The following is a 26,264-nucleotide window of genomic DNA, read 5'->3' on the forward strand; positions in this document are numbered from 1 at the left end:
GCGTTAGGCGGTCGTTAGCTTAGCATGCCGATGACGCCTTAGGGAGGTCACTACGAGCTTCTCAATGACATTCGTGACGAGAATGAGGACCGAGACGAACGCAGAGCATTCCACGAGGCGCTGTGCGTCGAGGTCGGTCACCAGAAGGGCGAGCGGCATATCAAGCGTTGTCGCAAGAAACGAGACGGCCGAGATGGTTACCATGCAGTTGACAAAGAAGAACGAGAACATCTCGGCAATGGTATCCGCTGTCGCTGGGACAAGGACGTCCAGGACGATGCGCATGCGCCCCACGCCCATGGTCTGGCCAACCGCTTCTAAGTTCTTGTTTACCTTGGAGAGAGAGTGATAGGCCATGAGGTAGGGCGAGGCAATGAAGTGCACCAGGTTCACCAGAATGAGAATGGCGAAAGTCCCGTAGATAAAAGAGCCACTAAACGCCAGGGCAAAGGAGAGGCCCAGAACAATGCCGGGAACCGCGAGCGTGGTTACCGACGCCAGATGCAAGAGGCACGCAGACATGCCCCCAACGCGCGCCGTGATATAGGCCACGAGGTAGGCAAGAACCGTCCCCAAGATGGACACCATAAGGGCAATATAGAGGGAGTTCACCCAGTACGAGCCTGCGCCCATGGTAAACGCGCGCCCCACGTTGGCAAGGGTGGGAGCAAGGTCAAGCGGATACTTCGTCACGAACGCGACCATGCAGAAGGTCGCGATGGGAGCAAGCAGGACAAGCGTCACGAAGGCAGCGGCAGCATAGCCAAGGGCATCTCTTGCCACGCTTGGCTTGATGTCAAACCCGCGTGAGACATAGCGTGCGCTGGCGCGATCCCTTGCGAGCACATCGACGAGAAAGTCGATGACGGCAGGGATGAGCAGCACGAAGCCTATGGCCGCACCGGTGTCAAAGTCGAGAAGCCCCACAGCGTTCTGGTACATGAGCACAGGCAACGTCATGACCTTCCCGCCCACCATAAGGGGCACACCATAGTCTGTGATTACGAGGGCGAAGGTCGCAAACACGGCAGAGACGAGCGGCTTTCTCAAGAACGGCATCGTAATATGGGCAAACTGGCTGCCCCTGGGGATGCCTAGGACATCTGCGGCTTGGTAGGGCGTGGCATCCTCGTAGCGCATCACGTCATAGAGCATGAGGAAGGCAGGCGGGAACGAGTAGAGAAACGAGCCCATCACGATGCCTGGATATCCGTAGATGGACCACGAGCCCTGCAGGAGGTTCGTGAGTATGCCGTTCGACCCCAAGAGATACACGAGGCTCATGCCATGGGCCAGCGACGGAACGAGCATGGGCACCGTGAGAAGTACCGCAAAGACGCCCTTCCCACGGATGGCCGTCCTGCAGAGCACCCACGACATGAGCAGCGCGACCAGCACCGAGATAACCGTGGTGACGCCTGCGACCACAAGAGAGTTCATGCAGGCGGTCGCAAAGGCCGGGGTCGCGAAGACCTCCCGAACCTCCGGGTCGGCGAGACGCGAGAACATCCTCACCAGCGGCAGCACCACCGCAAGGAGGAAGAAGAGCAGAAGCGCGACCTCGAGAGTTCGCATGCCACGCGAGCGCGTCTGGCAAGCCACGGCGACCTCCTACTCCAGCGGCGAGGCGAACCTCGCGAGCGAGTCGTACTTTGCCTTGAGGTTTGCCACCACGAAGTCGCGGACGTACTGGTCGGCAGGGTCCTCAATGATGCTCAGAGGCTCATCAAGCTGGTGGATTGACCCCTCCCCCATCACCATGACGCGGTCGGCAAGCGCAAATGCCTCCTCCTGGTCATGCGTGATGAAGACCATCGTGGTGCCATAGTCGCGCTGGATGACCTTGAGCTGCGCGCGCAGCGCCAGACGCGCATCGGCATCGAGGCCGCTCGTGGGCTCGTCGAGGAGGATGACCTCGGGGTTTAAGGCAAGCGTGCGCGCGATGGACACGCGCTGCATCTGTCCGCCGGAAAGGCCTGCCACTGACTTGCCGGCGTATTCCGCCATGCCCAGGCTTCCCAGCGCATCGAGCGCAATCTTGGTGCTTTGTGCCCGCCGCACGGGGTCGAAGCGAAGGGCGTACTCGACGTTGCCCAAAGCGGTCATGTTCTCGAAGAGCGCATAGTCCTGAAAGACGATTCCCATGTGACGCTTGCTTGGCGCAGCATTCGTGATGTCTTCACCGTCAAGAAGCACGCGACCAGCATCGGGATGCTCGAGACCAATGAGAATGCGCAGGATGGTTGACTTGCCGCAGCCCGAGGGGCCAAGGATCGAGAGGAACTCGCCCGCACGCACGTCAAAGCTCACCCCGTGGAGCACCTCTCGGCCGCCGAACGACTTTGCGATGCCCTGTGCGGAGAGCTTTGGCGAAGTGTGCCCTCCCTGGCTTGTGGTCTGGTATGCCATGGCTATCAGTGGCTCCATCTCTCGAGCAGACGCATCTTATCGTCGACGTCGGTGATACCGGTCATATCGGCATAGGTGATGTCTTTGGGATAGTTGGGAATCTCTGGTGTCACGCCCACCAGGACCTGGTCGGGAACGTAGGTCTCGTTGTCAAGGCGCACGCCCTCGGTGCAGAGCCATCCGAAGACGTCATGGACTGCCTGACGGCTACCCCTGCCCTGGACGATTCCCGAACCGTACACGTCCCAGGGAGAGCCCTCCGCAAAGAAGTGGACCGAGAGGGGCGCACCCTCGTTTATCTCAGAGACCGCATGGTAGGTCATGCCTAGGCCCACGCCCGCCTCCCCCTGCACCAGGGCATTCACGGGACCGGACCCCGAGGACGTGAACTGGTAGACGTTCTCGGCAAGCGCATCGAAGTAGTCGAAGGCCGCGTCCTCTCCCCAGGCATTCACGAGGCTCTTCAAGAAGTTGTAGCCCGTGCCCGAGGTCCTGGGATTGGGCATCGAGACAACGCCTGCATACGCGGGGTCGAGAAGGTCCTGGTAAGAGGTGGGAGCAGGAATCCCGCGCTCTGCAAGGACATCGTCATTCGCTGCGATGCAGGCGCTCTCGCGCGAGAAGGGGAAGTAGCGGTCCTCCGGGTCACGAAGGTCCTCGCAGAAGATCGACTCGTCGAAGTCTGACAGGACCTCGAGGCTATCGGACACCTGGTTAATGTAGCCGCCCTCAAGGTCCATCACGATGTCCGCCTCTGAGGAGGAGCCCTCCATGCGAAGGCGTGCAGCACAGTTGCCCGTCGTAATGTAGTGCATGCGGATATCGTAGTTGGGAAATGCCTTTCGAAGGGCAGCCATCTGGGTCTCGTTGCGGATTCCCTCGCCACAGGAGTAGATGACCACCGAGTTGTCAGTCGTTCCTCCCGCCCCCGCGACGGCACCAAGCCCCAGACAGGCAGCAGCGCCACCAGCCAGAGCAAAGAAGCCTCTCCGAGAGACGCCTGGCAAGGCGTTGTCGTCGTGCAAGAGTCGCGCCATGCTGTCACCACCATGCGATTGTCATGAACACACCAACTGCGAGTAGGTAAACTATTATGTTCATAATACACGCATGGATAGTAACTATGAACGTCATATGCAAAAACTGGACAGGCAGTGAGCGTTGAGCCACCCGGGAGCGCAGCCACCTACGATGCCTCGCACCCCTCGCTCTCATACCAGCCAAGCACGCGGTCTACGTTGTCCTGCGCATAGTGGTAGTAGACGAGAAGCCATTCGCCCACGTTGTCGCCCTCGGCTTCTTTCTCGAGAGACCACACGTACCAGCACCAGCCCGCAAAGACCACGTAGCTCCAGAAGTGACGTCGCTCTCGCGCCGTAGGCGTGCGGCCAAAGTAGCCACGCAGCGCCTCCTCCGCTTCGGCATCGGAGAGCTCGCAGCACACCGCAAACGTGCCAAAGTCGCTCGCTTCATCTGACATGCCAGCGTACTCCCAGTCGATGAGACTGTACTCGCCCCGTTCGTCGATGAGGAAGTTGAGGTAGAAGAAATCGTTGTGTGAGACGCATCGAGGGAAGCCGTCCTTCTCGGCGAGGTCCCGGAGGCGAAGCACCTTGTCCTTGAGGTCACTGTAGCCTGGAATCTCGATGGGCCCGCGCTCTGCAAGGAGTCGCTCGTACTCCAGCCCCTCTCCCACGAAGTCGAAGCTTCTGTTGAGCGTGGCACCGCTCTCGTGGAGCCTGCGGCACATCTGCATGGCACGCCTGAGCTGCGCTGGATCATGGGGGTCAAGCGCACGCGCATTGGGAACAAAGCGAGAGATCTTCCATCCCTGGCGCTGGTCCTCGTGGATGAAGGTGTTGTCCAGTCCGAGGTCGCGCGCAAGACGGAGCCCCGCCTCCTCGGCAGCACGGTCGACCATCTTCTCGGTCCCCAGGCCAGGGTGGCGGTACACGTACTCCCGCTCCTTGGGGCCCTCACCCACCGAGAAGTGGCACGAAAGGTTGGTGAGGCCCTGCTTGAGCGGATAGAAGCCATGGATCTGAGACTTCTCGCAACCCAGCACCGAGACGATGTTGTCGAAGATCCCTGAGTCCACGTTCTGGATGAACGCAGGGTCGAAGCCGCTCACCTGGTCGAGGGTATCGAACTCGTGGATGCCGGAGCCAGGATAGCGGTGCGCAACCATCCGCAGCTCATCCGTATGGGCGCGAAAGACTTCCTCCCAAAGCGCATCGACCATCTCGGGCCTGCGCACGGCGTCATCCAGCAGGGGGACAAACCCTGTGGAGAACGCCCTGTCGAAGTATGCATGTCCAAGCATTGCCCAAGCGTCAGAGCCGCCCACGGTCACATCAGTGATGCGCCCTGCCGGGCCTGTCGTTACGCACCACTCGTCAGTCGCGCCACTCACGTATTGCGTGGCATAGTAGGCCTCATAGACGTAGTGCTCAAAGGGATTCTTTTCAAAGTAGTCATCCGACGAGCACACGTAGGTGTTGTCGAGTCGGTCGCGCACGAGCCAGAGGGTGTAGTTGTTGTTCCTCGTGGCGTACTGCGGGTTAACCTTGATGCGCACGCCAAACTTGCTTGCAAGGTAGAAGAAATACTCCTTCTTATAGCCAACCACAACGGTGATATCAGTGACACCTGCCTCCTGAAGTTGACGGATCTGGCGCTCTATGAGAACCTCGCCGCGAACGCGCAGGAGCCCTTTAGGCCTCTCGTAGGAGATGGGAGCAAAACGAGAGGAGAGGCCCGCGGCCATGATGATGGCGTTGCCCACCTCGTAGGGTCTCAGTGCCTTGAGACCATCGATGGTGAGGAGGCCGCCCTCGACAAGCCCCGCCTCCTCGGCAGCACGCAGAATCGAGTTTACGGTTCCCAGGGAGAGCCCCGAGGCGGCGCTCAACTGACGCTGCGTCATGCGGGCGTCAGACTGCGCGAGAGCGACAAAGACCTTGAACATACTTCTCGAGAGCGCCATGGGACCTCCGACATACCCAAGCTTTTATTAAGCTTCAGTATGCCAAAGGTAAGATGAATGTTCAATCGATGTCATGCCGCTGAGAGAAGTCGAACATCTCAACGGCAAACAGCCTTCAGAATGATGGCTACTCGTCCTTCTCCGCAGTCCCAAAAAGCTCTACGTCGAGGTCGGAAAGCTCCGCCGGAGGCGTTGCGAGGTCGCAGTCGAAGCTCTCTGCAACGGCTTGAGCCTGCAGGTGTCGAAGACCAGCAAGGTCATTGTTGCCATTGGCCCCGTACACGCGGGAAAGGCGATCGAGCGCATAGCAGACGTACACCGCCAGTGAGTCACCCATACCTGAAAGAAGAAGCATCGTGACGAGAGAGTCTGGCGAGAGGGCCATAGTGGTCTGCACGTCGAGATCGATGAGATCGGCCACCTGCTGCTCCACTGCCTGGCAGGACGCCGCGTCACCCTTTTCAACGGCAAGCCTGAGCGCTCTGGTGACTGCCTTGACAAACTGCAAGATGATCTCTGTGATGTAGTCCCTCTCAAGCATGGTGGTGCTCCTCCCCGCGCTCGCTGTCGCGAACATGATACCCGCGCCGCACACAGGGACACGGCTCGAAAGAGAAACTGCGTCAACACCGTGGGAACTGCACCACTGCCCCACACTAGCGCTGAGGGGGCAGGGGCGCACCGAGGTGCTCAAACGCAGCAGGGGTTGCCTGGCGACCCTGCGGGGTGCGCACGATGAGGCCCCGCTGCAGAAGATAGGGCTCGTAGACGTCCTCGAGGGTAGATGGGTCTTCGCCCACCGCTGAGGCGATGGTCGTAAGTCCGACAGGGCGACCCCTAAACGTGCTCGTGAGCGCGGTGAGAATCTTCTTGTCCATCCAATCGAGGCCCATCTCGTCGATCTCGAAGAACGAGAGCGCCTCGGCAGCGACCTCCCACGTGATGACGCCACCAGCCCTTACCTGGGCATAGTCGCGCACGCGCTTGAGCAGGCGGTTGGCAAGGCGAGGCGTGCCACGCGAGCGCGAGGCAATCTCGGCGGCGCCCTGGTCATCGATATCCACCCCAAGGATGGCGGCCGAGCGCCGCACGATGCGCTCGAGCTCGTCGACGGTGTAGTAGTCCAGCCGATACGAGATGCCAAAGCGGTCACGTAGGGGACCGGTGAGAAGACCCGTGCGCGTGGTTGCGCCGACGAGCGTGAAGTGGGGCACATCAAGGCGTATCGAGCGGGCCGCTGGACCCTTGCCTATCACGATATCGAGGAAGAAGTCCTCCATGGCTGGATAGAGTACCTCCTCGACCTGGTGGTTGAGGCGGTGAATCTCATCCACGAAGAGGACATCACCCTCCTCGAGGTTGGTGAGAATGGCGGCAAGGTCTCCCGTACGCGCAATAGCCGGCCCCGAGGTGGTGCGCAGGCGGGCTCCCATCTCGTTGGCGACGACATTTGCGAGCGTAGTCTTGCCAAGCCCCGGAGGGCCCGAGAAGAGCACGTGGTCGAGTGTCTCATGACGGTTCTTGGCAGCGGCGATAAGCACACGGAGATTGTCGCGGACCCGCTCCTGTCCGCAGTACTCGTCGAGCGTTGTGGGGCGAAGGCTCCGATCGACATCAAGGTCGTCGACCGTGAGCTCGCCCGTCACCGGACGTGGGCCACCATGGGTGTTGCCTTTGCCAGCAACGCCACCAAAGAGATCTTCCTCTTGTGCCTCCCACGTCACAGGCTGCCTCCAAGCCTCTTGAGCGCAAACTGAATGGCCCTCTCGACCGTCACGGCACCCGCATCCTCATGCCCATCCAGCGCGAGCTGTGCCTCCTGTGCCGAGAAGCCCATGGAGAGAAGCGCCGCGGTTGCCTCCTCTGAGGCAGATGCGGCCGTATCCGGGACCCTGGGCTGCCGCGGCGAGGGCTCGCTCATGCCCACCAGGCCGCGAAGCGTGGCGTCCTTGGCAAAGACGTCCTGCAGCTCGACGAGGAGGCGCTGCGCCTTCTTGCGACCGACCCCCGGGACCTGCGCCATGCGCTCCTCGTCTTGCAGGGTGACGATGGTCGCAAGCGTTGCCGGAGAAAACGTGGAGAGGACTGCCAAGGCGAGCTTTGGCCCCACGCCGGAGACGGCCACGAGCCTGTCAAACACCGCGCGCTCCTCGCGTGTGGCAAAGCCGTAGAGCTCGACCGAGTTCTCCTTGACGAGCATGCGTGTGAGCACGGTGACACCGGCCTCTCCCACCGTCGGCAGCGATGCCGCGGTTGTTGCAGAGGTGCCAAGCTCATAGCCAACGCCGCCCACATCGATAACCACATGGGTGGGAAGCACCTCGACAAGGGTGCCCGTGAGCTGCACAATCATTGGGTGTTCCTCCTACTCTGTCTCACATGTCCGATTGGCGACCCCTCGCCGCGGGCTCCCGCAAGGCGGGCCGCCGTGGCTGCTGCCGTGACGCTGCGGGCCCTGACGGCGTCAAGTGCCTCCTGGGCCTTCTCCTGCTCAAAGACCTGCACCGTAGCGCCCTCGCGCGTAAGCCGCTGCGTACGCGCGAGGTTAGCGTGGCAGATGGCTGCAGCAAGGGCATCCGCGCAGTGGTCTGGGCGGGGGTCGTGGTCAAGGGCCAGGACATTTCTCACCATGAAGATGACCTGCCGCTTGTCGGCAGAGCCAGTGCCTACGACCGCCTGCTTGATCTGCATGGGAGTGTACTCGCCAAGTTCCAAACCGGCCTCTGCCGCAGCCACCAGCGCAGCGCCGCGGGCATGCGCCGTTGCAAGCGCGGAGCGCGAGTTCTCGCCAAAGAAGATCTTCTCGATGGCAAGCTGGCTTGGGGCATAGGCCTGGATTGCTTGGGAGATGCCCTCGTGGATCTTGCCCAGGCGACGGTCGATGGACTCCGATGAGGAGGTTGAGATGCAGCCGTAGGCGCGTGTCCTGCACACGGGGCCGCGCGTCTCGACCACACCCCAGCCCGTGTTGGCAAGGCCAGGATCGATTCCCAGGATGATCACGCGAGGCACCTCCTCCTGCGTATGGCGGTTGTTAGAACGTTCGTTCTATTCTAGCATACCATGCGCATGCGGAGGAGACGAGCCTAGTTCTCCGAGAAGGGACTCCACATTGAGCCGTCTGCTGGCATCCCGCCTGGTCCGGGCCGACCTCCCTGGCCATGCCTTCCACCACGGGCTTCCGACTGGTCGGCGGCAAGCCCACCCGTGAGCGAGAGGTCCCGCAGGAGATTGAGGACCTCACGCATATCACGCTCGCGATCCCGGGGCACGGCGGGGGCAGCGCTTCCCCCCTCACGAGCGTCGGGCTCAGCATCCGGAACCGCCGGTACGCCCACAGCCTCCTGCACGGCCTGCGCAATTGCCTGGTCCAGGTCATCCCCCAGGGAGATGGTGCCACCGATGCCCTCGCCCGTGCGCTCCGCCCTGGTTCGAGCGTGATCGCGCCACACCATGCCAAGCGGCCACGGGACGTCCTCCAGCGTGCGAGACGATGCGACGATCACGGGTCCACAAGCCATGCGTGCTGGCTCGCACGAGGCAAGGCGGTCGAGAATGGCCGCAACCACCTGGGGATGTCCGCCGTCCTCGGCAATGTCGGAGAGGGGGCGGCCCCACTCAAGGCTGCTCGCGAGCACGTAGTCGACAAAGTCGAGACGAGACTCAGGCGTAGGCCCGCATCCCTCTATGCCGGGGATGGATGGGACCTCAAAAGCGTGGCGAGCAGTGCGCGAGACGACCGGTGAGATGGTGTTTCTCATGTGCACAAGCTCGAGCACGGCATAGCGGTAGATGTCGCCCAAGGGCGCAAGCCCCGCAGGCATGAGGGAGCCGGGCGCAACCTCAAGCGCGAGCGCCGTCTTGTCGAGGTTCGAGAGGGGCATGGCGCCCTCCTCACGCGCCAGCGCGACAAGATGCGCCTGCGCAAGGTCTTGCGCAAGGGCCCGGTCGGGCGAGAGGGCAGCCATCGGAAGCTCTCGGACAGGTAGCCTGAGGTTCTCGACAAGCTCGCGCGCAGATGCATCGAGCCCGTCGCTGGAGCCGGTCACGAGCAGTGCGTGGACGTTGGTGGGGCCAAGGGCATCGGTGGCCAGAGTCGCCACGGCGCAGGAGTCAAGCGTGCCATCCACCAGCACGGCTGCCTGGGTAAAGCCCATCTGCGAGAGGGACTCGGAAAGCCCCTGCGCAAGCGCGTTCCAGGCGATGAGCGGGCGGTCGTAGACCTCAGGGTTAAGCGGATGCTCCAAGGGCTCATCGAGGCCTGGGTCAACATCTGCGATAAGCAAGTCCTCCTCGAAGGAAGGCGACTGCGCAGCAAGCTCGCCCAAGGGCGTGAGGACAAAGCTCGATCCGGTAAACACCTGCATGCCGTAGGTTCCGAGCGACCCTACGCCCACAATCCAGGCGCCAGTTGCCGCGGCGTCATCCATGAAGCGACCCTCGGCCACCGAGGCGCCCATGGCAGACGACGGGTCATCCATGGCAAACCCATAGCCGTCGAGGTAGAGCACCACATCGACGTCAAAGTCATAGTCGTCGAAGTCGTTGAGGTCATCAAAGGAGAAGGCAAGCCCAAAGTGGACACCACCCAGCTCGAAGACGGGGAGGTCTGGCTGGGGCCCGTCTACATCCTCCTGGGCATCATCTGAGTGCTGCCCCGCCCGGAGCACCGCAGACGAGCGTAGAAGCGCCGAGAGTTTGAGCGGCGTAAGCTCGCCGTCGTGCACGAGGATGGCCTCGGGGGCAGGGGCTCCATCGGCATCTGAGAGGACCGGCACGATGCAGGGGCACGGAGCCTCCTCGGAAATCTTAACCAGGGCCTCTGCAAGGTCGAGCAGAAGCCCCTCCTGGCTGGGTGGATCAATGGGCCAGGTGCCCAGGAGGGCTGCCGCCGGAAACACCACAAGCTGCGCTCCTTCGCCCGCAGCTCGCTTCGCAAGCTCAACCATGCGCTCTGCTGTACGCTCGAGCTCGCCTGCCGTGGTCCTCATCTGGGCAACCGCGATTTTCATGCTTAAGCCTTCCCCCTGCCTGACAAACCTGCTGTTGATTGTATCCCGCTCTGCTCGCTCATAGCGCACAGAGATAAGCGTGCCGCCCCGGCGCTGCCAAGGCGGCACGACAAGCCTTGCCGATTGAAGGTTACGTATGAGCCCTAGAGTTCGGCCTTCCAAAGGCCATGGAGGTTGCAGTACGCATAAACGGTAGCCTTCTTGCTCTCACCGAGGTGGAAACGAGCCTCGGGTGCATCGCCCGGCTTGAGGTAGCGGATGACGACCTTGTCATCATCGGCGAAGATCAGCCACTCGATGTAGTGCTCCTCGGTCATGGGGTGCTCGACGGAGCCAATGCGTACAACGAGGCGGTCGCCCTCGACGGTCAGGGCGGGAACGTGCTTCTCAACAGCCGCGTCGGTGGTGTTGGCGACGAGCTCCTCCATGGGCTCGCCGCAGCACACGGGCGTGGGGCCGCCATCGACAACCTTAACGACGATATTGCCACAGTGCTTGCAGCGATAGATCTTGACGTCCGCCATATGGCATCCTCTCCTAGTCTTGACGTCTTGCAAAGTCGACGCCAGTGTATGCGACCGCATTAGGGGCCGCTGCTGCTTGTATTCTCTCCAATCGCATGGCAATCCATGCATGCGTTAAATGTTATTTTTAAACCTACATATTAGACACGCACAACATGGAGCGGGCATGCCCCGAGGGCCCAAGGTGCGTCTGCGGCCAAAGGCTGGAGGCTGCCGTTACGCCACCTTCACGTGGCCCGATCTGCCGACAAGGTCGATGATCTCGGTCATGAGGACCATGTTGTGCGCGTCGATGCGTGTGGGAAGCTCCATGCGCATGACATCACCCGACGCACTCTTCACGCGCAGCTCAACGCGATCGAGACCAGGATAGCGCCCGAGGATCTCGCCGAGGTTGTCCATGCGACCGCGCGTGAGAAGGTTGGCCGGCATGTTTATCTCGAGGACCTTGGGTCGGTTGGTCTTGTCGTTAAGCTCGAGCGGCTCGATGGAAGAGCAGATCAGCTGGTCTCCGCGGTCGCCACGCTCCAGGCGCCCCGTAACCTTGATAAAGATGTCACCGGTTCTCTCGCCGGTCTCGGGGTCAACCTCACCGGCAAGTGTGGCAGCACACTCCTTGTAGGCCTTGGGGAATACCACCAGCGTGGTCTCGGCCTCCATGTCCTCAAGGGTGACGATGGCCATGGCGTCGCCCTTCTTGGTGGTCTTTTTCTGGACTGACGTGGCCATGCCGGCAAGGTGGATGGGCTTGTCCTCGGAAACCTTGAAGCGCTCTATGGTGGCACCGGTCTCAGGGTCGGTGTACTCCTCGGAGACCGAGAGGTCTGCGATGGTGTAGTCGCGTGCCTTGGCCAGCGCGTACGCGTACGGACGCAACGGGTGGTCAGAGACGTAGATGCCCAAGACGTCATGCTCCTGCGCAAGCTTGATGTGACGGTCCCATTCCACGCCATCGGGTGCGGGAACCTCGTCCTGGAAGCCCAAGCCCGCTATGTCGCCAAACATGTCGAACATCGAGAACTGCCCCACCGCACGCTCCTTCTGGCGACGAGCCGCAGCGTCGATGATGTTCTCGGGGTTGTTCTTGTCGACGAAGTGCATGAGCTGCATGCGGGTGTATCCCGTGGAGTCGAAGGCACCCGCCTTGATGAGGGACTCGACCACGCGTCGGTTAGCCTGGGAGCCGTCCACGCGCTCGCAGAAGTCGTGGAGGTTCTTGAAGGGGCCATGGGCATCACGCTCGGCCATGACGCACTCGCCCACGCCTTCGCCCACGCCACGGATGCCAGCGAAGCCAAAGCGGACGCCTTCCGCGGTTGCCGTGAAGTCCTTGCCGGACTCGTTGATGTCGGGCGGCAGGATCTGGATGCCCTCGCGACGGCAGCTCGTGACGTAGTGCACGATCTTGTCGGTCTTGCCCATGTAGGAGGTGAGGACCGACGCCATGTACTCGCGCGGGAAGTAGGCCTTCAACCAGGCGGTCTGCATGACTAGGATGGCATAGCCGGCGGAGTGCGACTTGTTGAAGGCATAGGAGGCAAACTCGAGGACATTCTCCCAGATTTCCTGCGCCACCTCGCGCTTGTAGCCGTTGGCCTCGGCGCCGTTCATCCAGTGGTCGTAGATCGTCTCGTCCGCGCCGTTGCCCTCCCAGTGGAAGACTTGGTCGGTGAGCATCTTGATCTTTTTCTTGGCCACCGGCTTGCGCATGCGCGAGTCAGACTCGCCGGCCGTGAACCCCGACATCTTCATCGAGATCTGCATGACCTGCTCCTGGTAGACCATGGTGCCGTAGGTCTCCTCCAGGATGGGTTTCAGACGTTCGTCGTAGTACGAGATCCTCTCCTGGCCATGCATGCGCTTGATGTAGCTGTCGACCATGCCGGCACCCAGAGGGCCCGGGCGGTAGAGGGCGATAAGGGCGACGATCTGCTTGTATGCGTCGGGCTGCATGTTCTTGATCGTGGCGGTCATGCCCGCAGACTCGACCTGAAAGACGCCTGCCGTGTGTCCCTTGCCCAAAAGCTCGTAGATCTTGGGGTCGGAGAAGTCGACCTTGTCCACGTCGATGTCGACGCAGGTAGCCCCTGGCTTGATGCAGGCACGAACCGCAGGCGGCATGCGGTCGATGTCTGCGGCGTTGGGGTATGAGTGACGAATGTTGGCAAGTGCCTTGTTGATGACCGTGAGCGTGCGCAGGCCGAGAAAGTCCATCTTGAGCAGGCCCATGTCCGCGACGGAGTGGCCCTCGTACTGAGTGATGGTGACGTTGCCCTTAGTGTCGAGCTTGGTGGGAACGTGGTCGGTTACGGGTGTAGGCGCGATGAGCGTGGCGCAGGCGTGCACGCCCTCGCCACGCATGAAGCCCTCGATGGAGAGGGCGGCGTCGATGATGCGGCGGGCGTCGGAATCCTTGTTGTAGGCGTCCTCGAAGTCGGGCGAGTACTGGTCGGGCTTCCTCTCGTTCTTGTGAAGGGCGTTGGCAAGCTGGAGCTTTGGGTCGTTCGAGAGCATCTTCGAGAGCTGCTGGCCCTTGTAGACGGGAAAGCCCAGGACTCGGTTGGCATCGTTGATGGCCTGCTTGGCCTTGATGGTCGAGTAGGTGATGACCTTGCAGACGTGGTCCTCGCCGTAGACGTCGCGCACGTGCTGCAGAACGTCCTGCAGGTGCTCATCGTCGAAGTCCATATCGATATCGGGCATCTCGGAGCGCTGGGTCGAGAGGAACCTCTCGAACATGAGGCCGTTTTCGAGCGGGTCGAAGTTCGTGATGTTCATGGCATACGCAACGATGGCGCCGGCCGCCGAACCGCGACCCGGGCCCACGCCGATGCCATTGTCCTTGGCCCACTGGACGTAGTCCTGCACGATGAGGAAGTAGTTCGCGAAGCCCTTCTCGGTGATGACCTTGTACTCGTGCTCGAAGCGGTCACGCACGTTCCAACCGCCAATCGTGAGGTCACGCCAGTTATCGCCGTAGCGCTTGGCGAGGCCCTTCTCGCACTCCTCGCGGAAGCGCTCGTCTGCGGTCTCCCCCGGGCGAAGGCCAGGGTACTCGGGCAGGTACATGTGGGTCCAGTCAAGCTCGTAGTTGCACTTGTCGGCGATCTCGAGCGTGGTGTCGCAGGCCTCGGGGCACCAGGAGAAGAGTGCGCGCATCTCCTCCTCGGACTTCATGTAGAACTCAAGGCTCTCCATGCGCATGCGGTTGGGGTCATCGAGCGTTGTGGCCTTGCCAATGCACGAGAGGATGTCCTGCGTAGACGCGTCCTCGCGCGTGAGGTAGTGAAAGTCGTTGGTGGCGACCACCTTGACGCCCATCTCGTGTGCCATCTTGACCAGGTATTCGTCGAGCTTGCGATCGTTCCAGCCGTTGCGGAAGGTAAGGTCGTGGTCCTGGATCTCGATGTAGAAGTCATCGCCAAAGATGTCGTGGAAGGTCTCGGCCCACCTGCGCGCGCCGTCAAAGTCGCCATCGATGACACACTGGGGAATGATGCCCTGCACGCAGGCGCTCTGGCAGATGAGACCCTCGTGGTACTCCTTGAGCATGCTGAGCGTGGTGCGCGGACGGTAGTACATCATCTCGTGGCCTGCAGCCTTGGACATGCACTTCACGAGGTTGTGGTAGCCCGTCTCGTTCTTGGCGAGAAGGATGAGGTGGTAGCGACGCTGCTTGGTGCCGCGCTCGATGCAGTCATCGGTGATGAAGTAGGCCTCGCAGCCAAAGATGGGCTTCACCTTGAGGCGCGGGCGGTTTGCCTGGACCGCGGCTAGGTCATGGCCAGATGACTCCCACACCGCAACGTCGCTTGCCCACTGGTCATGGACGCGGTCGAAGTAGCCTGCCTCGTCTGCGTCAGGATCTGGCTCCTCAAGCCCCCAACCCTTCCCGAAGCACTCGACGTCGTGGCGCCACTGCTTCATGTTGGCTTGGACGTCGTTGTACTTGCGGCACTCCAGGTCGAGGTTGGGGATGCCAAACATGTAGCCATGGTCTGTGAGGGCAACGGCAGGCATCCCCTCGTCGACGGCACGCTTGACCATGCTAGGGATGGGCGTTGCTCCATCGAGAATCGAGAAGTCCGAGTGGTTGTGTAGGTGAACGAATGCCATGTGTTCTCCATGCTGGCGACGCGTAGCTGTTGGGCAAAGCATAGCAGAACCCCCGTGTGGAAGGCCTTGGCCTATACCCCATCTGACCTGTAGCTATGACGTTCCTGCAGGTAGAAATGAAGCAGAGGCTCCACACGCTGTTCGGTTTGGCGGCTCGCGCCTTGGTGCGCTACCCCATGCGTGGGGGATACCCTTCGTCGAACTCGTAGGACACGACCACGGGCTCGCCGGGCACGTCGGGACGCTCGAGCTCCACGCACGCAAAGCGACAGCTCACCGACGAGAAGCCGAGCCCCATGAGGACGTACGCGTAGAAGTTGGCCTGCATCTCGTGGCGCTGGGAGAGGGCCTGCGCGCCCAGCCCGCGGTCGCCCGTCTTGTAGTCCACGAGAAATGCATGGTCAGAGCCGGGGTCTGTGGCGAGAAGGTCGATGGCGCCCTCGACGTAGCCTCCGTAGGCGGAGTCCACGCGCCTGAAGAAGGGAACCTCCGCACGCACGAGCGCATGCGAGAGTGCCTCCTGGCGCACATCCGAGCCCCACCAGCGCGCAAGGGCCTCGTCGAGCCGGGCGGAAGCCCTCTCAGAAAGGTGCCAGAGGCGCTTTGCAGCCGCAATGCGCCCAGGTTCTGGGAAACGGCCGGTCTCGACCATTGCCTGGGCAAGCCCGTGGAAGGCGGAGCCCAGTCCCGTGGCCTTGTCGGCATCCCCCACCACGGGAGCGCCCTCCCGCTCTGCCTCGCGTTTGGGGCGCGTGGGAAGGGCGGAGGTGCCCGTGGTGGCGGGCCCCTCACCATCGTGCGCAACCATACGTGTAGCAGAGAAGTCCCCCGGCAGCTGCTCGTGTACGCTCGAGTAGCTAAAGACACCCGCACGCGGACGCCACATGCCTGTGGCGGGAGCCGCGGGGTCCGGATCCGGCAAGACAAGCGAGAAGCCCGGGGGCTCCGGCGCCTCGACGGTGGCACCTATGACTGTGACCTCGTCCGTGGTCGCAAGCGTGCCGTCAAAGAAGCTGCCGGCCGAGTCGAGCGTGGCGCCTTTCCCCGAGCCCGTCTCGCAGGGCTCGAGCGAGACGCAGCGAAGACGTCCAGGCTCGCTGCCACCGTACTCGAAGGGGCTCTCGCCCGGGGCTGGGGTCGCCGTCCCCAGAATCGCCTCGAGGGCGCCTGCGGCGAGTTCCGGGGAGGGGCCGCTCGAGGACAGCTTCACGCCCACGCCCAAGACCACCGCCTCGCGCGCACGGGTGAGCGCCACGTAGAGCAGGCGGGTCTTCTCGGCAGCCTCTTGCTCTACGCTTTTCTCAGAAAGCGAGAGGAGCCACTCCGCCATGCTGTGGGGGTTCTCACCGGCAGTGAGGTCCTTGGGCACTTTGAGCCCCTTGGGCTTCACGACAACGCCGCGTCGGCGCTCGTCCACGCATCCCGTGACCACAGGGCCCGAGGAGCCGGGACCCCTCCAGCACTCCGCGATGGCCACGACGGGAAACTCGAGGCCCTTGGATGCGTGTACGGTCATGATCTGCACCTGGTTGGACGTGCCACCGGCAAGCGATGCCGGGGGTACCTTGGAGGCCTTGAGCCAGATGTCGAACTCGGTGGCGGCACGCGCCGGACCAAGGCCCAGGTCCTGCGTAAGCTCGCGGATGTAGCGCACCGCGGCAAGGACGTTTGCCTCCTGGGCAAGGCCGTCTGTGCCAGCAGCCTCCAGGCGGCGCAGCCACCCGGACTCCCGCACCACCTGCAGGCAGACGTCTACCACGGGGTGCTTGCGCAGCGCCAGCCGGGCACGGGCGAGAACATCGTGCGCCGCCTTGAGCCTGGGAGATGGCTCGGCCCCGCCATAGAGATCCAAGGTCTGGATTCCCCGGTCTATGGCTCGCTTGGCGGGAGCGTCGACCATGTCTTGCCTGCGCGTTCCCAGCTGCACGAAGTCGTTGGCGTCAAGCTCGAACATGGGCGAGGCGAGGAGCGGGAAGAGGCCGGACTGGGTGTCATGGGGGTTGGCCAGGGTATGGAGCAGCGCGGCCATGACCTTGGCCTCGTCGGTTTTCGTGAAGGTCGAGCCCCCTGTGACCACGCACTCAAGCCCATGCGAGCGAAGGGCATCGATATAGAGCCCTGCATTGCCAGTTGCGCCAAGGAGCAGTGCCATGTCTGACGGGCTCTGGCCCGCCGCCGCATAGGCAGCGAGACGATCGGCTATCTGGGCTGCGCACGTTGCGGAGGCAAGCGCCGACACACCCCATTTGGCAAGCGTCACCTCGACGTCCACGCGCGGCAGGGGGCGGGCGCGGTAGCCGTCCGCGCGCGTGGGATTGGGCTCCAGATGCATGAAGCCATTGACCACACCGCTGGGGCCACCGCACACGGCATCCACGAACGAGAGGACGTCTGCGTGGCTGCGGTAGTTGACGTCCAGGCGCACGTGGTCTTCCTGCGGGACCTCCACGCCACGCGCGCGGAACACTCCCACGTCTGCGCCACGGAAGCGATAGATGCTCTGCTGGGCGTCGCCCACCGTGGCGAGGTGGCTCGCACCGTCACCAGAAAGAAGCGTGATGAGCTCAAGCTGCCTGGCATCGGTGTCCTGTGACTCGTCGACCATCACGAGCCTGAAGCGCCCACGATAGTCGGAGGCCACAACGGGGTTGTCGCGCACGGCATGCAAGGCCAGAGAGATGAGATCGTCGTTGTCGAGGACCGACTTCTCGCGCTTGAGCCCAAGGGCGCGATCGTCTACCCGACGCGCCAGGTCGATAAGGGCATCCGCCAGCGGCGCATTGCCCGCAAGCGCAACCTCGAGCCTTGCCTCCCCCAGGGCACGGCGCGCCTCGAGGGCAAACTCCCTCATCCCCTTTGCCCGCACGTCAGGGACCTTTACGCCTCCGAGCGCAGTCTGGGCCGCTTCCGGGGTGCGCTCGCCCGGAGGGGCCGAGAGGAACGCGTCGAGCGACCCCAGGCTCCCCATGGCCGTATCCCGTGCCGTGCGCGAGATGCCGGGCTGCGCGCCTATCGTGCCGATGGCCTCCCTCAATCGCAAGATCGAGCCCTCGACGTCCGGCTCTCCCACGGAGAGAAGCGAGTCGAAGCCATCCGGGGCGGAGTGGGCAGCCCCAACCACGTCCGAGACCATGGCCACCATGCCGTAGGGCCTGGACCCGCTGAGAGTACCGTAGCCGTATTCCTCGAACGCGCGCCCGAGCACCGGACTGGCACGGTCGTGGCTTGCCGATCCCACGACCTCCTCCGTTGCCTGCTCGACAAGGGCCAGCGCCTCGTTGGTGCCTGCGACCTTGAACGATGGGTCTATCCCCAAGTCAAGCGCATGGCGCCTCAGGATGCGCGAACACATCCCATGGATGGTGCTGATCCACGCCGAGTCCACCATGAGGGCCTGCTCGCGCATGCCCGCCTGGCGCAGCGTCGAGCGGACGCGCTCCTTGATCTCACGTGCGGCAGCGTCGGTGAAGGTGATGACCAAAACCTGGTCGAGGCTGTCTGCAAAGGGGCCGCCATCCTTGCCGGAGCCGGGCGAGAGGGCCCATGCTATCCTGCGCGTGAGGGTGAAGGTTTTGCCGGAGCCGGCTCCCGCCTCGACAAAGACGGGGCGATCGAGCGTCGAGACGATCTGGAGCTGCCGCTCGTTCAGGGTTGAGAGGTCTATGCCTGCCATTAGGAGAGCCTCCTCTCGCAGTTCAACACCGGGCAGTAGGAGCATGCGGCGGCATCAAGCGGGTCTGCCTCGACGTCTCCGTCGAGGAGCTGCGCGACCTTCTCGGCAATCGCCGCCTCGGTGGCGTCGAGAAATGCTTCCATGCCGTACTCGTCCTCGATGCCGTAGGAATTGCTGCTGCCAACCGCATAGGCATCAAGGGAGTCCCTTCTCAGGGGGGCATGGCTTCCCAGCACGCGGTCGAGCGAGTCGTCGAGGATGGCCCCGCCCACGGCATGGCTTCCGCGGGTTCCCAAATACACCGCCGCCCTCACCTTGAGCTCCGGGTGCATGTGGCGCACTACCTGACCGTAGATGAGTGACTGTACGCGGCGCGGAAGCCCGTAGGGGGCCACGCGCTGCTCGTCCGTCCCACCGCTGGGTGCATCCCCCACATGCACGGGGGTTACGCCGTATTCCCTGGCAAAGCCGCTGGGGGCCTTGTGCTTGTAGTCGATGACCACCGCCTGCTGGTGGGCGTCGATGTCCACGCGGTCGATGGTGCCGCAGATCCAGGCGCCCGCATACTCCACCGGCTCGTCCTGCGTGCCAAAGTCCCACTCGAAGAAGCGCGGCTCATAGCCCACAAAGAGGCCCGCCTCGTAGTCGAGCGCGCTCGTAAGGTCGCGCCGCAACTGCGCAAGCTGTCCTTCGTCTGCGGAGGTGTGCGGAACGAATGCCTGGTAGCGACTGCGCTTGCCCTGTCGTAGGCTCTGGTGGTGCAGGTGCTCCTCAAGCTCGGCGAGAAGCACCTCGTGCGCATGGGCAAGACCCTCTGGATCGCCCTCGAGCACGCGGGATCCGGGCAGCATGACCCAGGGGTCGAGATGCTCCCCCTCGGCTACGCCCACGCGCTCGCGCGCCTCGGCAAGAAGCCGCAAGTGGGTGACCTCGAGCACGCGGTGCGCAAAGGTACCCATCTCCATGGGGCCAAAGCCGGCATCGGAGTCCTGCAGGTGCAGGCGCCGCAGGCTGAACCACTTGTAGGGGCACTCGAGATACGATTCGATCTGCGAGGCCGAGAGGAGCGGCTTTCCCTCGACAAGATCGGCCCTGCCTGTGGGCGGGACTACCACGAGTGCAGCGTTGGCGCCGGAGATGATGCCAGCGGGAGAGGGATTGCTGGTGCCGGCAGCGGCCATGCCGAGCCCTCCCGTGCTCAGGTTGGCGTCTGCCTGGTTCTCACCCAGCGAGCGCACCACAAGGCCCTTGTCCTTCCCGGTGCCATCTCCCCCATAGCATGAGAGGAGCTCGGTGAGCATGACGGCTGGATAACAGGTACTGCCCGCGGCGTCAACGCCACAGCGCTCCACTACTACACGCTCGCGGGGCACGCGCAGCATGCGCCAGAAGGTCGAGCGCTCGCGGGCCGCAGGGTCTCTTTGGGGCTCGATGCTCAGGCGCACGAGAAGTGCCGAGAGAACATCGTCTCCGGTGCCGATGGGCCACTCGGTGGAAGTCATGGAGCACGAGATGAGCGCGTCTGCCGAGAGGGGCACCAATCCGGCGGCACGAGCGCGGTCGCATATCCTGCATCGGCAGGCGCCGTCTCTTGTCCAAGCGCCCGGACGCACGACGACACTCGTCTGGGACATGGCCTGCTCGCAGAGCTCTACCAGCTTGGAGAGGGAAACGTGATCTGGCACGTTGGGATCTGCCGTAACCCCCAGCTCCTTGAGCGTGCCCGCGATTGCCAAGACCCCCTCCAGAATGGCGATGGCTCGGGCGTCCGCCAGACGGTTGTGCTCTGGGGCGATGGGGGCAAGCTCGAGGCCGGCCTCATCGGGGACAAGGTCTGCCGGGACGGACTCGCCGGCCTGCAGGTAGGGCGCAAGAAGCCTTGATGCCGCAGAGCCCATGCGCCCGCGCAGGAGGAGCTCACGCGTGGCCGCGGCCACGGGTGCGCTCGTGGCCCTGGGGTTTTGGAGCGCGGCAAGGACGTCTGCGGGGGTGAGCAGGCGGTCCCCCCGCCATGCCCTGTCGAGGGAGAGGGCGCGCTCGGTGGGTACGTGTGCGATGTCCTGTCGCAGGAAGTCCACAAGGCTGCGCGGGGGCCACCAGGCCATGTCACCCAGGATGACAAGCTCGCCCTCCGGGGTGTCCTTGGGCGCGGGCCACGATGCCGCAAGCTCGGAGAGCTGGGCCACGGACTGGGCAAACTCGAGGAAGGCCCTGCCTGCCTCGAGCTGATCCATGCGGGAGCTCAGCTCTGCCTCGCAGGCTATGCCACGCGCGAAGAGTTTGGGAGAAAGCTCGCGCCACGCGCGCTCGACGTCCGCAGCGACGATGACCACCTCGTGCGCGCCGGCCTGGGCAAGCTCGACCACGCGAGACGCGACGAGCTCCGCCTCGGCGAGGGGGCCGGCAGGCGCGAGGACCTCCACCGCACCGGTAGGTTCAACGTCAGAGTCGGTGCCAAAGACCGAACGAACCACCTGCTGGAGCTCTGGGACCCTTCTCGCATGAGCCTCAGGGGCAACGCGTTGCGACCCCTCATGGGCAACCTCGACATCACGCGCAATGACGCCCCGTTCGACCAGCGCGACGGTCTCCTGCTGCCCAGCCAGCGCCGCATCGTTTCCCGACTGCGCCACGATGGCAAGCTCACCCGCGCAGGCAAGGTCAACCAGGAGCTCGCGCACGGCACGCGACTCCTGGCCCAGGCCCGCCGCCACAACGCAGCCCGGCCTAGCCACGCCACGTGCCATGGCATCGACGACCTGCGACATTGCCTCGGACTGCTCGATGTAGCCCGCCTCGTGGATGACGCGTGCGTAGTCCCCGGCAAGCGCCATAACGCCAACCTCGGCATCGGTGAGGCCGACCGCATGGCAGGCAAGTTCGTCCGGCTCTCCCGCAGAATCAATTGGGAGCCAGGGCAACGCGTCGCGTACAAGGGCCGAGAGGAGATTGACCGTTCCGGCGTTCAGGGCGACACCCCTGCGACGGCCCTCTGGTGCCTGGGAAATTGCCTGCTGGACGGCAATGGTTCTGGTGAGGGCCTCGACCACATGGGTCCCGTTGCCCCATACCTCCCAGCGCTCCTTGGTCCATGCGGCAGGAGTGGTCACGGTCACGCCAAGGGAGAGTGTCGGGTATGAGGAGAGCTCCTTTTGTGCCACGAGCTGATCTGCGAAGCTCGGGACAAGAAGGGTTGCCGCGCCACGAGCGGCAAGCCCCTCCTCCAGACGCGCGCGGACCTCCGCGCTTGCCAGGAACTCCTCTACTGTAGTCGCGATGTGCAGCATCCCTAGTCCTGTCTCCCCTGCGTGTCAGCGCCTTCTGCCTTCTCGGCTCTCTCCCGAGCCGCGCCGTTGCCTGTGCCGTCGAGCCGCTCAAGAACAAGCCGGTAGCCTCCCCGCTCGCCCCTTAGGCATTTGGATACGCGGCTCACCGTGGTGGATGACGCTCCCGTAGCACTTGAGACGTCGACATAGGACCTGCCGGAGCGTAGGAGCGTGGCCACCTCCAGACGCTGCGCAAGGTCACACAGCTCGCGCGGGCTCAGGAGGTCTTCGAGAAAGGCGCGGGCCTCCTCCGGCGTCCTGACAAGGCACACAGCCTCACAGAGGCGTTGCGGCTCCTCGGCGTCAAATGCGTTGTCCCACGTCATCTACGACCTCCCGCACCGATGTTTGCCAACCTACAGCGTCACATGCGTGGGAACCACTTTAGCGCATCAAAGTGCCACGGGGACGCATGGGCTGACGAGCATCTGTCACGTGGAGTATGCAAGGGAGGCGCGACACAAATTGGGCCATCAGCGAGAGGGGGCTAGCTCTTCCCGACACCACCCGTGGGGTAATCTGGCGATGGCTTGTCGGGAGGCACAGCGTCGACGGACTCTCCCCCGCCTCCCTCGCCCGCGGGCTTCCCGCCAGAAAGCCTGTGCTGCGGAAGAATGGCGCCCACGGCGCTCAGGGCAGCTCGTGTGGCATTGGCAACTGACGCGACCGCAGCGTCCCACGTCTCTCCGGCGGCAACCTGGACCAGCTCGCCGATGAGCTCCTTCGTGCGCGGGTCTGCATCTCTCAATGCCGCCAGTACGCGCTGGGCCCCCGCGGGGTTGCCCACGACCTCGTCAAAGGTGGTTGCTCCCCCGGCCTCGAAGGCGTCGAAGACCTGCCGCGTGAAGAGCTCGCGGTCGGCGAGATTGGCCCCGCGCATCCACTTGTCGAAGATGGCGTTCACCACTTTGCACTGGGGAAGCAGGTCGTCTGCTTCGTCCATGCGGTCCGCATGGACCTGCCAGGTTGTGGGGTCATGCTGAAGAGCGCCATCGCCGGTGCTGCGCACGACGGTCTTGGGTTCCGAGGGGTCGTCGAAGAGCATGCCCACCACGCTGTAGGCAGGGACGATGCGCACGCTGCGGCCACCATACACGTCATGGCAACTCAGAGGCACCACCTCTGGCGCCATGAGCGGACCATCGTTGGAGTAGACGCACTCGATAACGTGACGCAGCTCGTCGGGCAGAAGCACTGCCGAGAAGCCCGCGAGGTTGCCGCCCTTGGAGTGGCCGCCCACCATGAGCCTTACGCCCTCGGCATCGGCCTTGCGCGCTTGCCTCAGCAGGTACTCGGCAGCCAGCCGCTGTGCCTCCGTGACCTCGAAGCTCAGCATGAAGTCCTCGCGCCAGCCAACGAGCGAGTTGTCGGTCCCCCTAAAGGAAACGAAGCGCCGCTTGCCCGGAAGCTCCACCGTGAGCGCGGCAAACTGCAGGTCGCGGTCATGGTCGAAGACGTCCGCGTAGTCGCGGGCGAGCGCCTGCCCAAAGCGCGCGGAAGTCCCCAGAAGCCGCAGATAGCGCTCGTCAATCTTCGCAAGCGACCGCACGTAGGGCGAGACGTCGCCGCCTGCACGGTCGAGCAGCGCATCGCACGCGTACGAGACGGTCACCGGTCCCTCCCCCTCGCCGGGGACGATTCCCTTGAAGTCGACGTACGAGAGGATCGAGAGGACCAGGCCGTCACATACGTTGAACGGTCGCTCCGCAAGCGTGATGTCACCACGTAGGTCGAGGTAGTCGTGTATGTTCGCCATGGGAGTTCCCTTCGCGTGAGACAGAGCGGCAGGCCGAGGGGATGAAACGGGCAGCCTGCGAGCCTATGGCTGACAGAAAACTGCGACTCAGTTACGGCTCGGCAGAGATTCCAGGAGGCTCGCTCCCAAGGCCAAGGGCCGAGGGCTCCGAGGAAAAAGAGCCCGGCCGAAGGCATCCTCGGCCGGGCCAGGAAGGACGCATTGCAACCAGCTACTCCATGACCTTGCGGAACAGGGCCTTGATCGTCTCGTGGTCTGCGGGCTTGGGCGTGCCGGGGAAGCAGGCGTCAGCCGCAGCGTCATCTGCAAGCTGGTCGAGGTCTGCCTCGACGAGGCCCTTGCAGGTCTTGGGGATGCCAACGTCCTCGCCGAGCCTTGCGACAGCGGCCACAACGTTCTTGTTCACGACATCGATGGGATCGGTGTCCCAACCGGCGACGTCCATCACGCGGCCGATCTGGCGGTAGCGCTCACCGCAGGTGTCGGCGTTGTATTCCATGCACACGGGTAGAAGCATGGCACACGCAACGCCGTGCGGGGCGTCGTAGTGCGCGGAGAGCGTGTGCGCCATGGAGTGGACGATGCCGAGGCCAACGTTGGAGAAGCCCATGCCGGCGATGTACTGGCCAAGCGCCATCTCCTCACGGCCCTTGCCCGGCTCCCTGGACTTTGCCTCGGACACGGCCTCACGCAGGCTGTGCGAGATGATGCGGATGGCCTCGAGGTGGAACATGTCGGAGAGCTCCCAGGCACCCTTGGTGGTGTAGCCCTCGATGGCGTGGGTGAGGGCGTCCATGCCGGTAGCGGCAGTGAGGCCGGCGGGCATCGAAGCCATCATGTCCGGGTCGACAACGGCGACCTCGGGGATGTCATTGGTGTCGACGCACACGAACTTGCGGACCCTCTCGGCATCGGTGATCACGTAGTTGATCGTGACCTCAGCTGCAGTACCCGCCGTAGTGGGCACGGCAATGGTGAAGGTGGCATGGTTCTTCGTGTCGGCCATCCCCTCGAGCGAGCGCACGTCGGCGAACTCCGGGTTCTCGTGGATGACGCCGATGGCCTTGGCAGTGTCCATGGACGAGCCGCCGCCGATGGCGATGATGCAGTCTGCACCGGAGTCAGCCATGGCCGCCACGCCATCCTTGACGTTTTGGATGGTGGGGTTGGGCTTGATCTCGGAGTAGACCTCGTAGGGGAAGCCGGCTTTGTCGAGAAGGTCGGTCACCTTGGCAGTGACGCCAAACTTCACGAGGTCAGGGTCGGAGCACACGAAGGCCTTGGTAAGGCCGCGGCGAGAAAGCTCACCGGGAATCTCCTTGATGGCACCAGAACCGTGATACGAGATGGTGTTGAGGACGAAGCGATTGACCATAAACCCTTCCTTCCCGTTGGGTGCCGACGACTCCCCTGCCGCCGTACACATGACTGAGGGCATTCTACCCGGAGCGGGACATCTTGGACTTGAGCGGGCTCCGGCGTAGGGATCCAGCACATCCAAGCACGGGGATGGGCCCTAATCCTGCTTGCGGGCATGCCGCGGCACGTAGGAAGGTGCGCACCCCCTCCTGCGTGTGACAATCCAGCGCAGGGCGAGAAGGCCCGCACCTATGCCAAGGCCAAGAAGCGACAGCACGACGATGGGGGCGCCTTCGTCGGCAGGGCTGAGAAGGGGGACGTCGTTCGCCTGGCCCTGCATGTCGAGCCACTCCTGCGGCACGTCGCAGCGCTCGGCATGCACGAGGAGCCTGTGCGTGTTCACGCCGTAGGGAGTGCAGGTGACGAGCGTCACGAGGTCCTTGCCCTCTTGTGTGACAAGGCTCTGCGTCTCGTTGGGAAGCACAACCTCGGTTCCGGTCACGCGGTAGGCGTGGTCCTCCCCTAGGACGCGGATGATGAACCAGTCTCCCTCCCTGAGCTTGTCTATGTCACCCAGAATCTTGGCGGAGGGAAGGCCGGTGTGGCCCGCAAGGATGCAGTGCGTCGAAGCGCCACCGATCGGCAGCGAGGTGGTCGGTAGATGCCCTACGCCACGGAGGAGCTGGTCGTCCGAGACCCCATGGTAGATGGGGAGGTTCACCCCGATGGAAGGAATGATGAGCTGACCCATCACCCCGTCGCCCGCAAGGTTAAGGACCTTCGCGTACTCCTCGTCGGAAGGTGTCGCGTTGTTGGGGTCGAAGGGGTCCGACACGGCCACGCGTCCCTCGAGCTGACGCTGGTTGAAATCTCTGGCGGTCTCCCACTCTGCGGAGAGGTCCTGCTCGGAGACCGTGGCGACGACATCCTGCTGACGCTCGCCGACCGCCTCCTGTTCCCTGCGGGCGAGGTAGTCGCTCGCATAGGGGTAGAGGATTGCCGCGATGCCGGCAATGGCGAGCAGCGCGGCAATGACGAGAGCCCGCACGTTGCGTCGGGCCCCCGTGGAAGGGCCGGAGGAGGCAGGTGCCCCCTCCGGCCCT

17 protein-coding genes are annotated in these 26,264 nt (G+C 63.5%); all 17 read right to left on the bottom strand.

Translation table 11 applies throughout. The features are described 5' to 3' along the window. Window positions 1–3: 3 nt before the first annotated feature. The 17 genes from E0E00_RS09710 to E0E00_RS09790 all read right to left on the bottom strand — a co-directional run bounded on the left by E0E00_RS09710 (window position 4) and on the right by E0E00_RS09790 (window position 26,209). On the bottom strand, window positions 4–1,602 hold the full coding sequence (locus E0E00_RS09710; protein WP_207302710.1) for an ABC transporter permease subunit: 1,599 nt from the start codon (window positions 1,600–1,602) through the stop codon (window positions 4–6). Between the two features lie 9 nt (window positions 1,603–1,611). Next, window positions 1,612–2,409 (bottom strand): ABC transporter ATP-binding protein, encoded by a 798-nt coding sequence (locus E0E00_RS09715; protein WP_130812311.1) that lies wholly within the window; start codon window positions 2,407–2,409, stop codon window positions 1,612–1,614. Window positions 2,410–2,414: 5 nt separating this feature from the next. After that, on the bottom strand, window positions 2,415–3,446 hold the full coding sequence (locus E0E00_RS09720; protein WP_130812312.1) for an extracellular solute-binding protein: 1,032 nt from the start codon (window positions 3,444–3,446) through the stop codon (window positions 2,415–2,417). 149 nt (window positions 3,447–3,595) lie between these two features. Then, window positions 3,596–5,395: a phosphotransferase gene (locus E0E00_RS09725; RefSeq protein ID WP_130812313.1), complete on the bottom strand. Its 1,800-nt coding sequence runs from the start codon at window positions 5,393–5,395 to the stop codon at window positions 3,596–3,598. Window positions 5,396–5,522: 127 nt separating this feature from the next. Next, a complete protein-coding gene (locus E0E00_RS09730; RefSeq protein ID WP_130812314.1) occupies window positions 5,523–5,936 on the bottom strand; it encodes a hypothetical protein in 414 nt (137 codons plus the stop codon). Between the two features lie 115 nt (window positions 5,937–6,051). Further along, on the bottom strand, window positions 6,052–7,119 hold the full coding sequence (ruvB, locus tag E0E00_RS09735) for a Holliday junction branch migration DNA helicase RuvB (protein ID WP_130812315.1): 1,068 nt from the start codon (window positions 7,117–7,119) through the stop codon (window positions 6,052–6,054). Next, window positions 7,116–7,748, bottom strand: a complete 633-nt coding sequence (gene ruvA / locus E0E00_RS09740; RefSeq protein WP_130812316.1) for a Holliday junction branch migration protein RuvA — start codon at window positions 7,746–7,748, stop codon at window positions 7,116–7,118. The genes ruvB and ruvA overlap by 4 nt, the downstream gene beginning before the upstream one ends. After that, window positions 7,745–8,398 (bottom strand): crossover junction endodeoxyribonuclease RuvC, encoded by a 654-nt coding sequence (ruvC, locus tag E0E00_RS09745; RefSeq protein ID WP_130812317.1) that lies wholly within the window; start codon window positions 8,396–8,398, stop codon window positions 7,745–7,747. The genes ruvA and ruvC overlap by 4 nt, the downstream gene beginning before the upstream one ends. Window positions 8,399–8,481: 83 nt before the next feature. Further along, a complete protein-coding gene (locus E0E00_RS09750; protein WP_130812318.1) occupies window positions 8,482–10,407 on the bottom strand; it encodes a nitrilase-related carbon-nitrogen hydrolase in 1,926 nt (641 codons plus the stop codon). Window positions 10,408–10,550: 143 nt separating this feature from the next. After that, a complete protein-coding gene (locus tag E0E00_RS09755) occupies window positions 10,551–10,931 on the bottom strand; it encodes a desulfoferrodoxin family protein (protein WP_130812319.1) in 381 nt (126 codons plus the stop codon). Between the two features lie 216 nt (window positions 10,932–11,147). Beyond that, window positions 11,148–15,047, bottom strand: coding sequence for a DNA polymerase III subunit alpha (gene dnaE / locus E0E00_RS09760; RefSeq protein WP_130812320.1), 3,900 nt, complete (start codon window positions 15,045–15,047; stop codon window positions 11,148–11,150). Between the two features lie 169 nt (window positions 15,048–15,216). Beyond that, on the bottom strand, window positions 15,217–18,720 hold the full coding sequence (locus tag E0E00_RS09765) for an exodeoxyribonuclease V subunit beta (protein WP_130812321.1): 3,504 nt from the start codon (window positions 18,718–18,720) through the stop codon (window positions 15,217–15,219). After that, window positions 18,720–22,007 (bottom strand): PD-(D/E)XK nuclease family protein, encoded by a 3,288-nt coding sequence (locus tag E0E00_RS09770; protein ID WP_130812322.1) that lies wholly within the window; start codon window positions 22,005–22,007, stop codon window positions 18,720–18,722. The genes E0E00_RS09765 and E0E00_RS09770 overlap by 1 nt, the downstream gene beginning before the upstream one ends. A gap of 2 nt (window positions 22,008–22,009) precedes the next feature. After that, window positions 22,010–22,372, bottom strand: coding sequence for a YerC/YecD family TrpR-related protein (locus E0E00_RS09775; RefSeq protein ID WP_130812323.1), 363 nt, complete (start codon window positions 22,370–22,372; stop codon window positions 22,010–22,012). Window positions 22,373–22,533: 161 nt separating this feature from the next. After that, entirely contained in the window at window positions 22,534–23,802 is a 1,269-nt protein-coding gene (locus E0E00_RS09780; RefSeq protein ID WP_130812324.1) for an Mbeg1-like protein, read from the bottom strand. Window positions 23,803–24,013: 211 nt separating this feature from the next. Next, window positions 24,014–25,177 carry a lactaldehyde reductase gene (gene fucO, locus E0E00_RS09785; protein ID WP_130812325.1) on the bottom strand — a complete coding sequence of 388 codons (1,164 nt, stop codon included), beginning with the start codon at window positions 25,175–25,177 and terminating at the stop codon, window positions 24,014–24,016. A 141-nt stretch (window positions 25,178–25,318) separates the two neighbouring features. After that, window positions 25,319–26,209: a class C sortase gene (locus E0E00_RS09790; RefSeq protein WP_130812326.1), complete on the bottom strand. Its 891-nt coding sequence runs from the start codon at window positions 26,207–26,209 to the stop codon at window positions 25,319–25,321. Between the last annotated feature and the right edge of the window lie 55 nt (window positions 26,210–26,264).

The organism is Olsenella sp. Marseille-P4559 (assembly GCF_900605015.1).
GTDB lineage: Bacteria > Actinomycetota > Coriobacteriia > Coriobacteriales > Atopobiaceae > Tractidigestivibacter.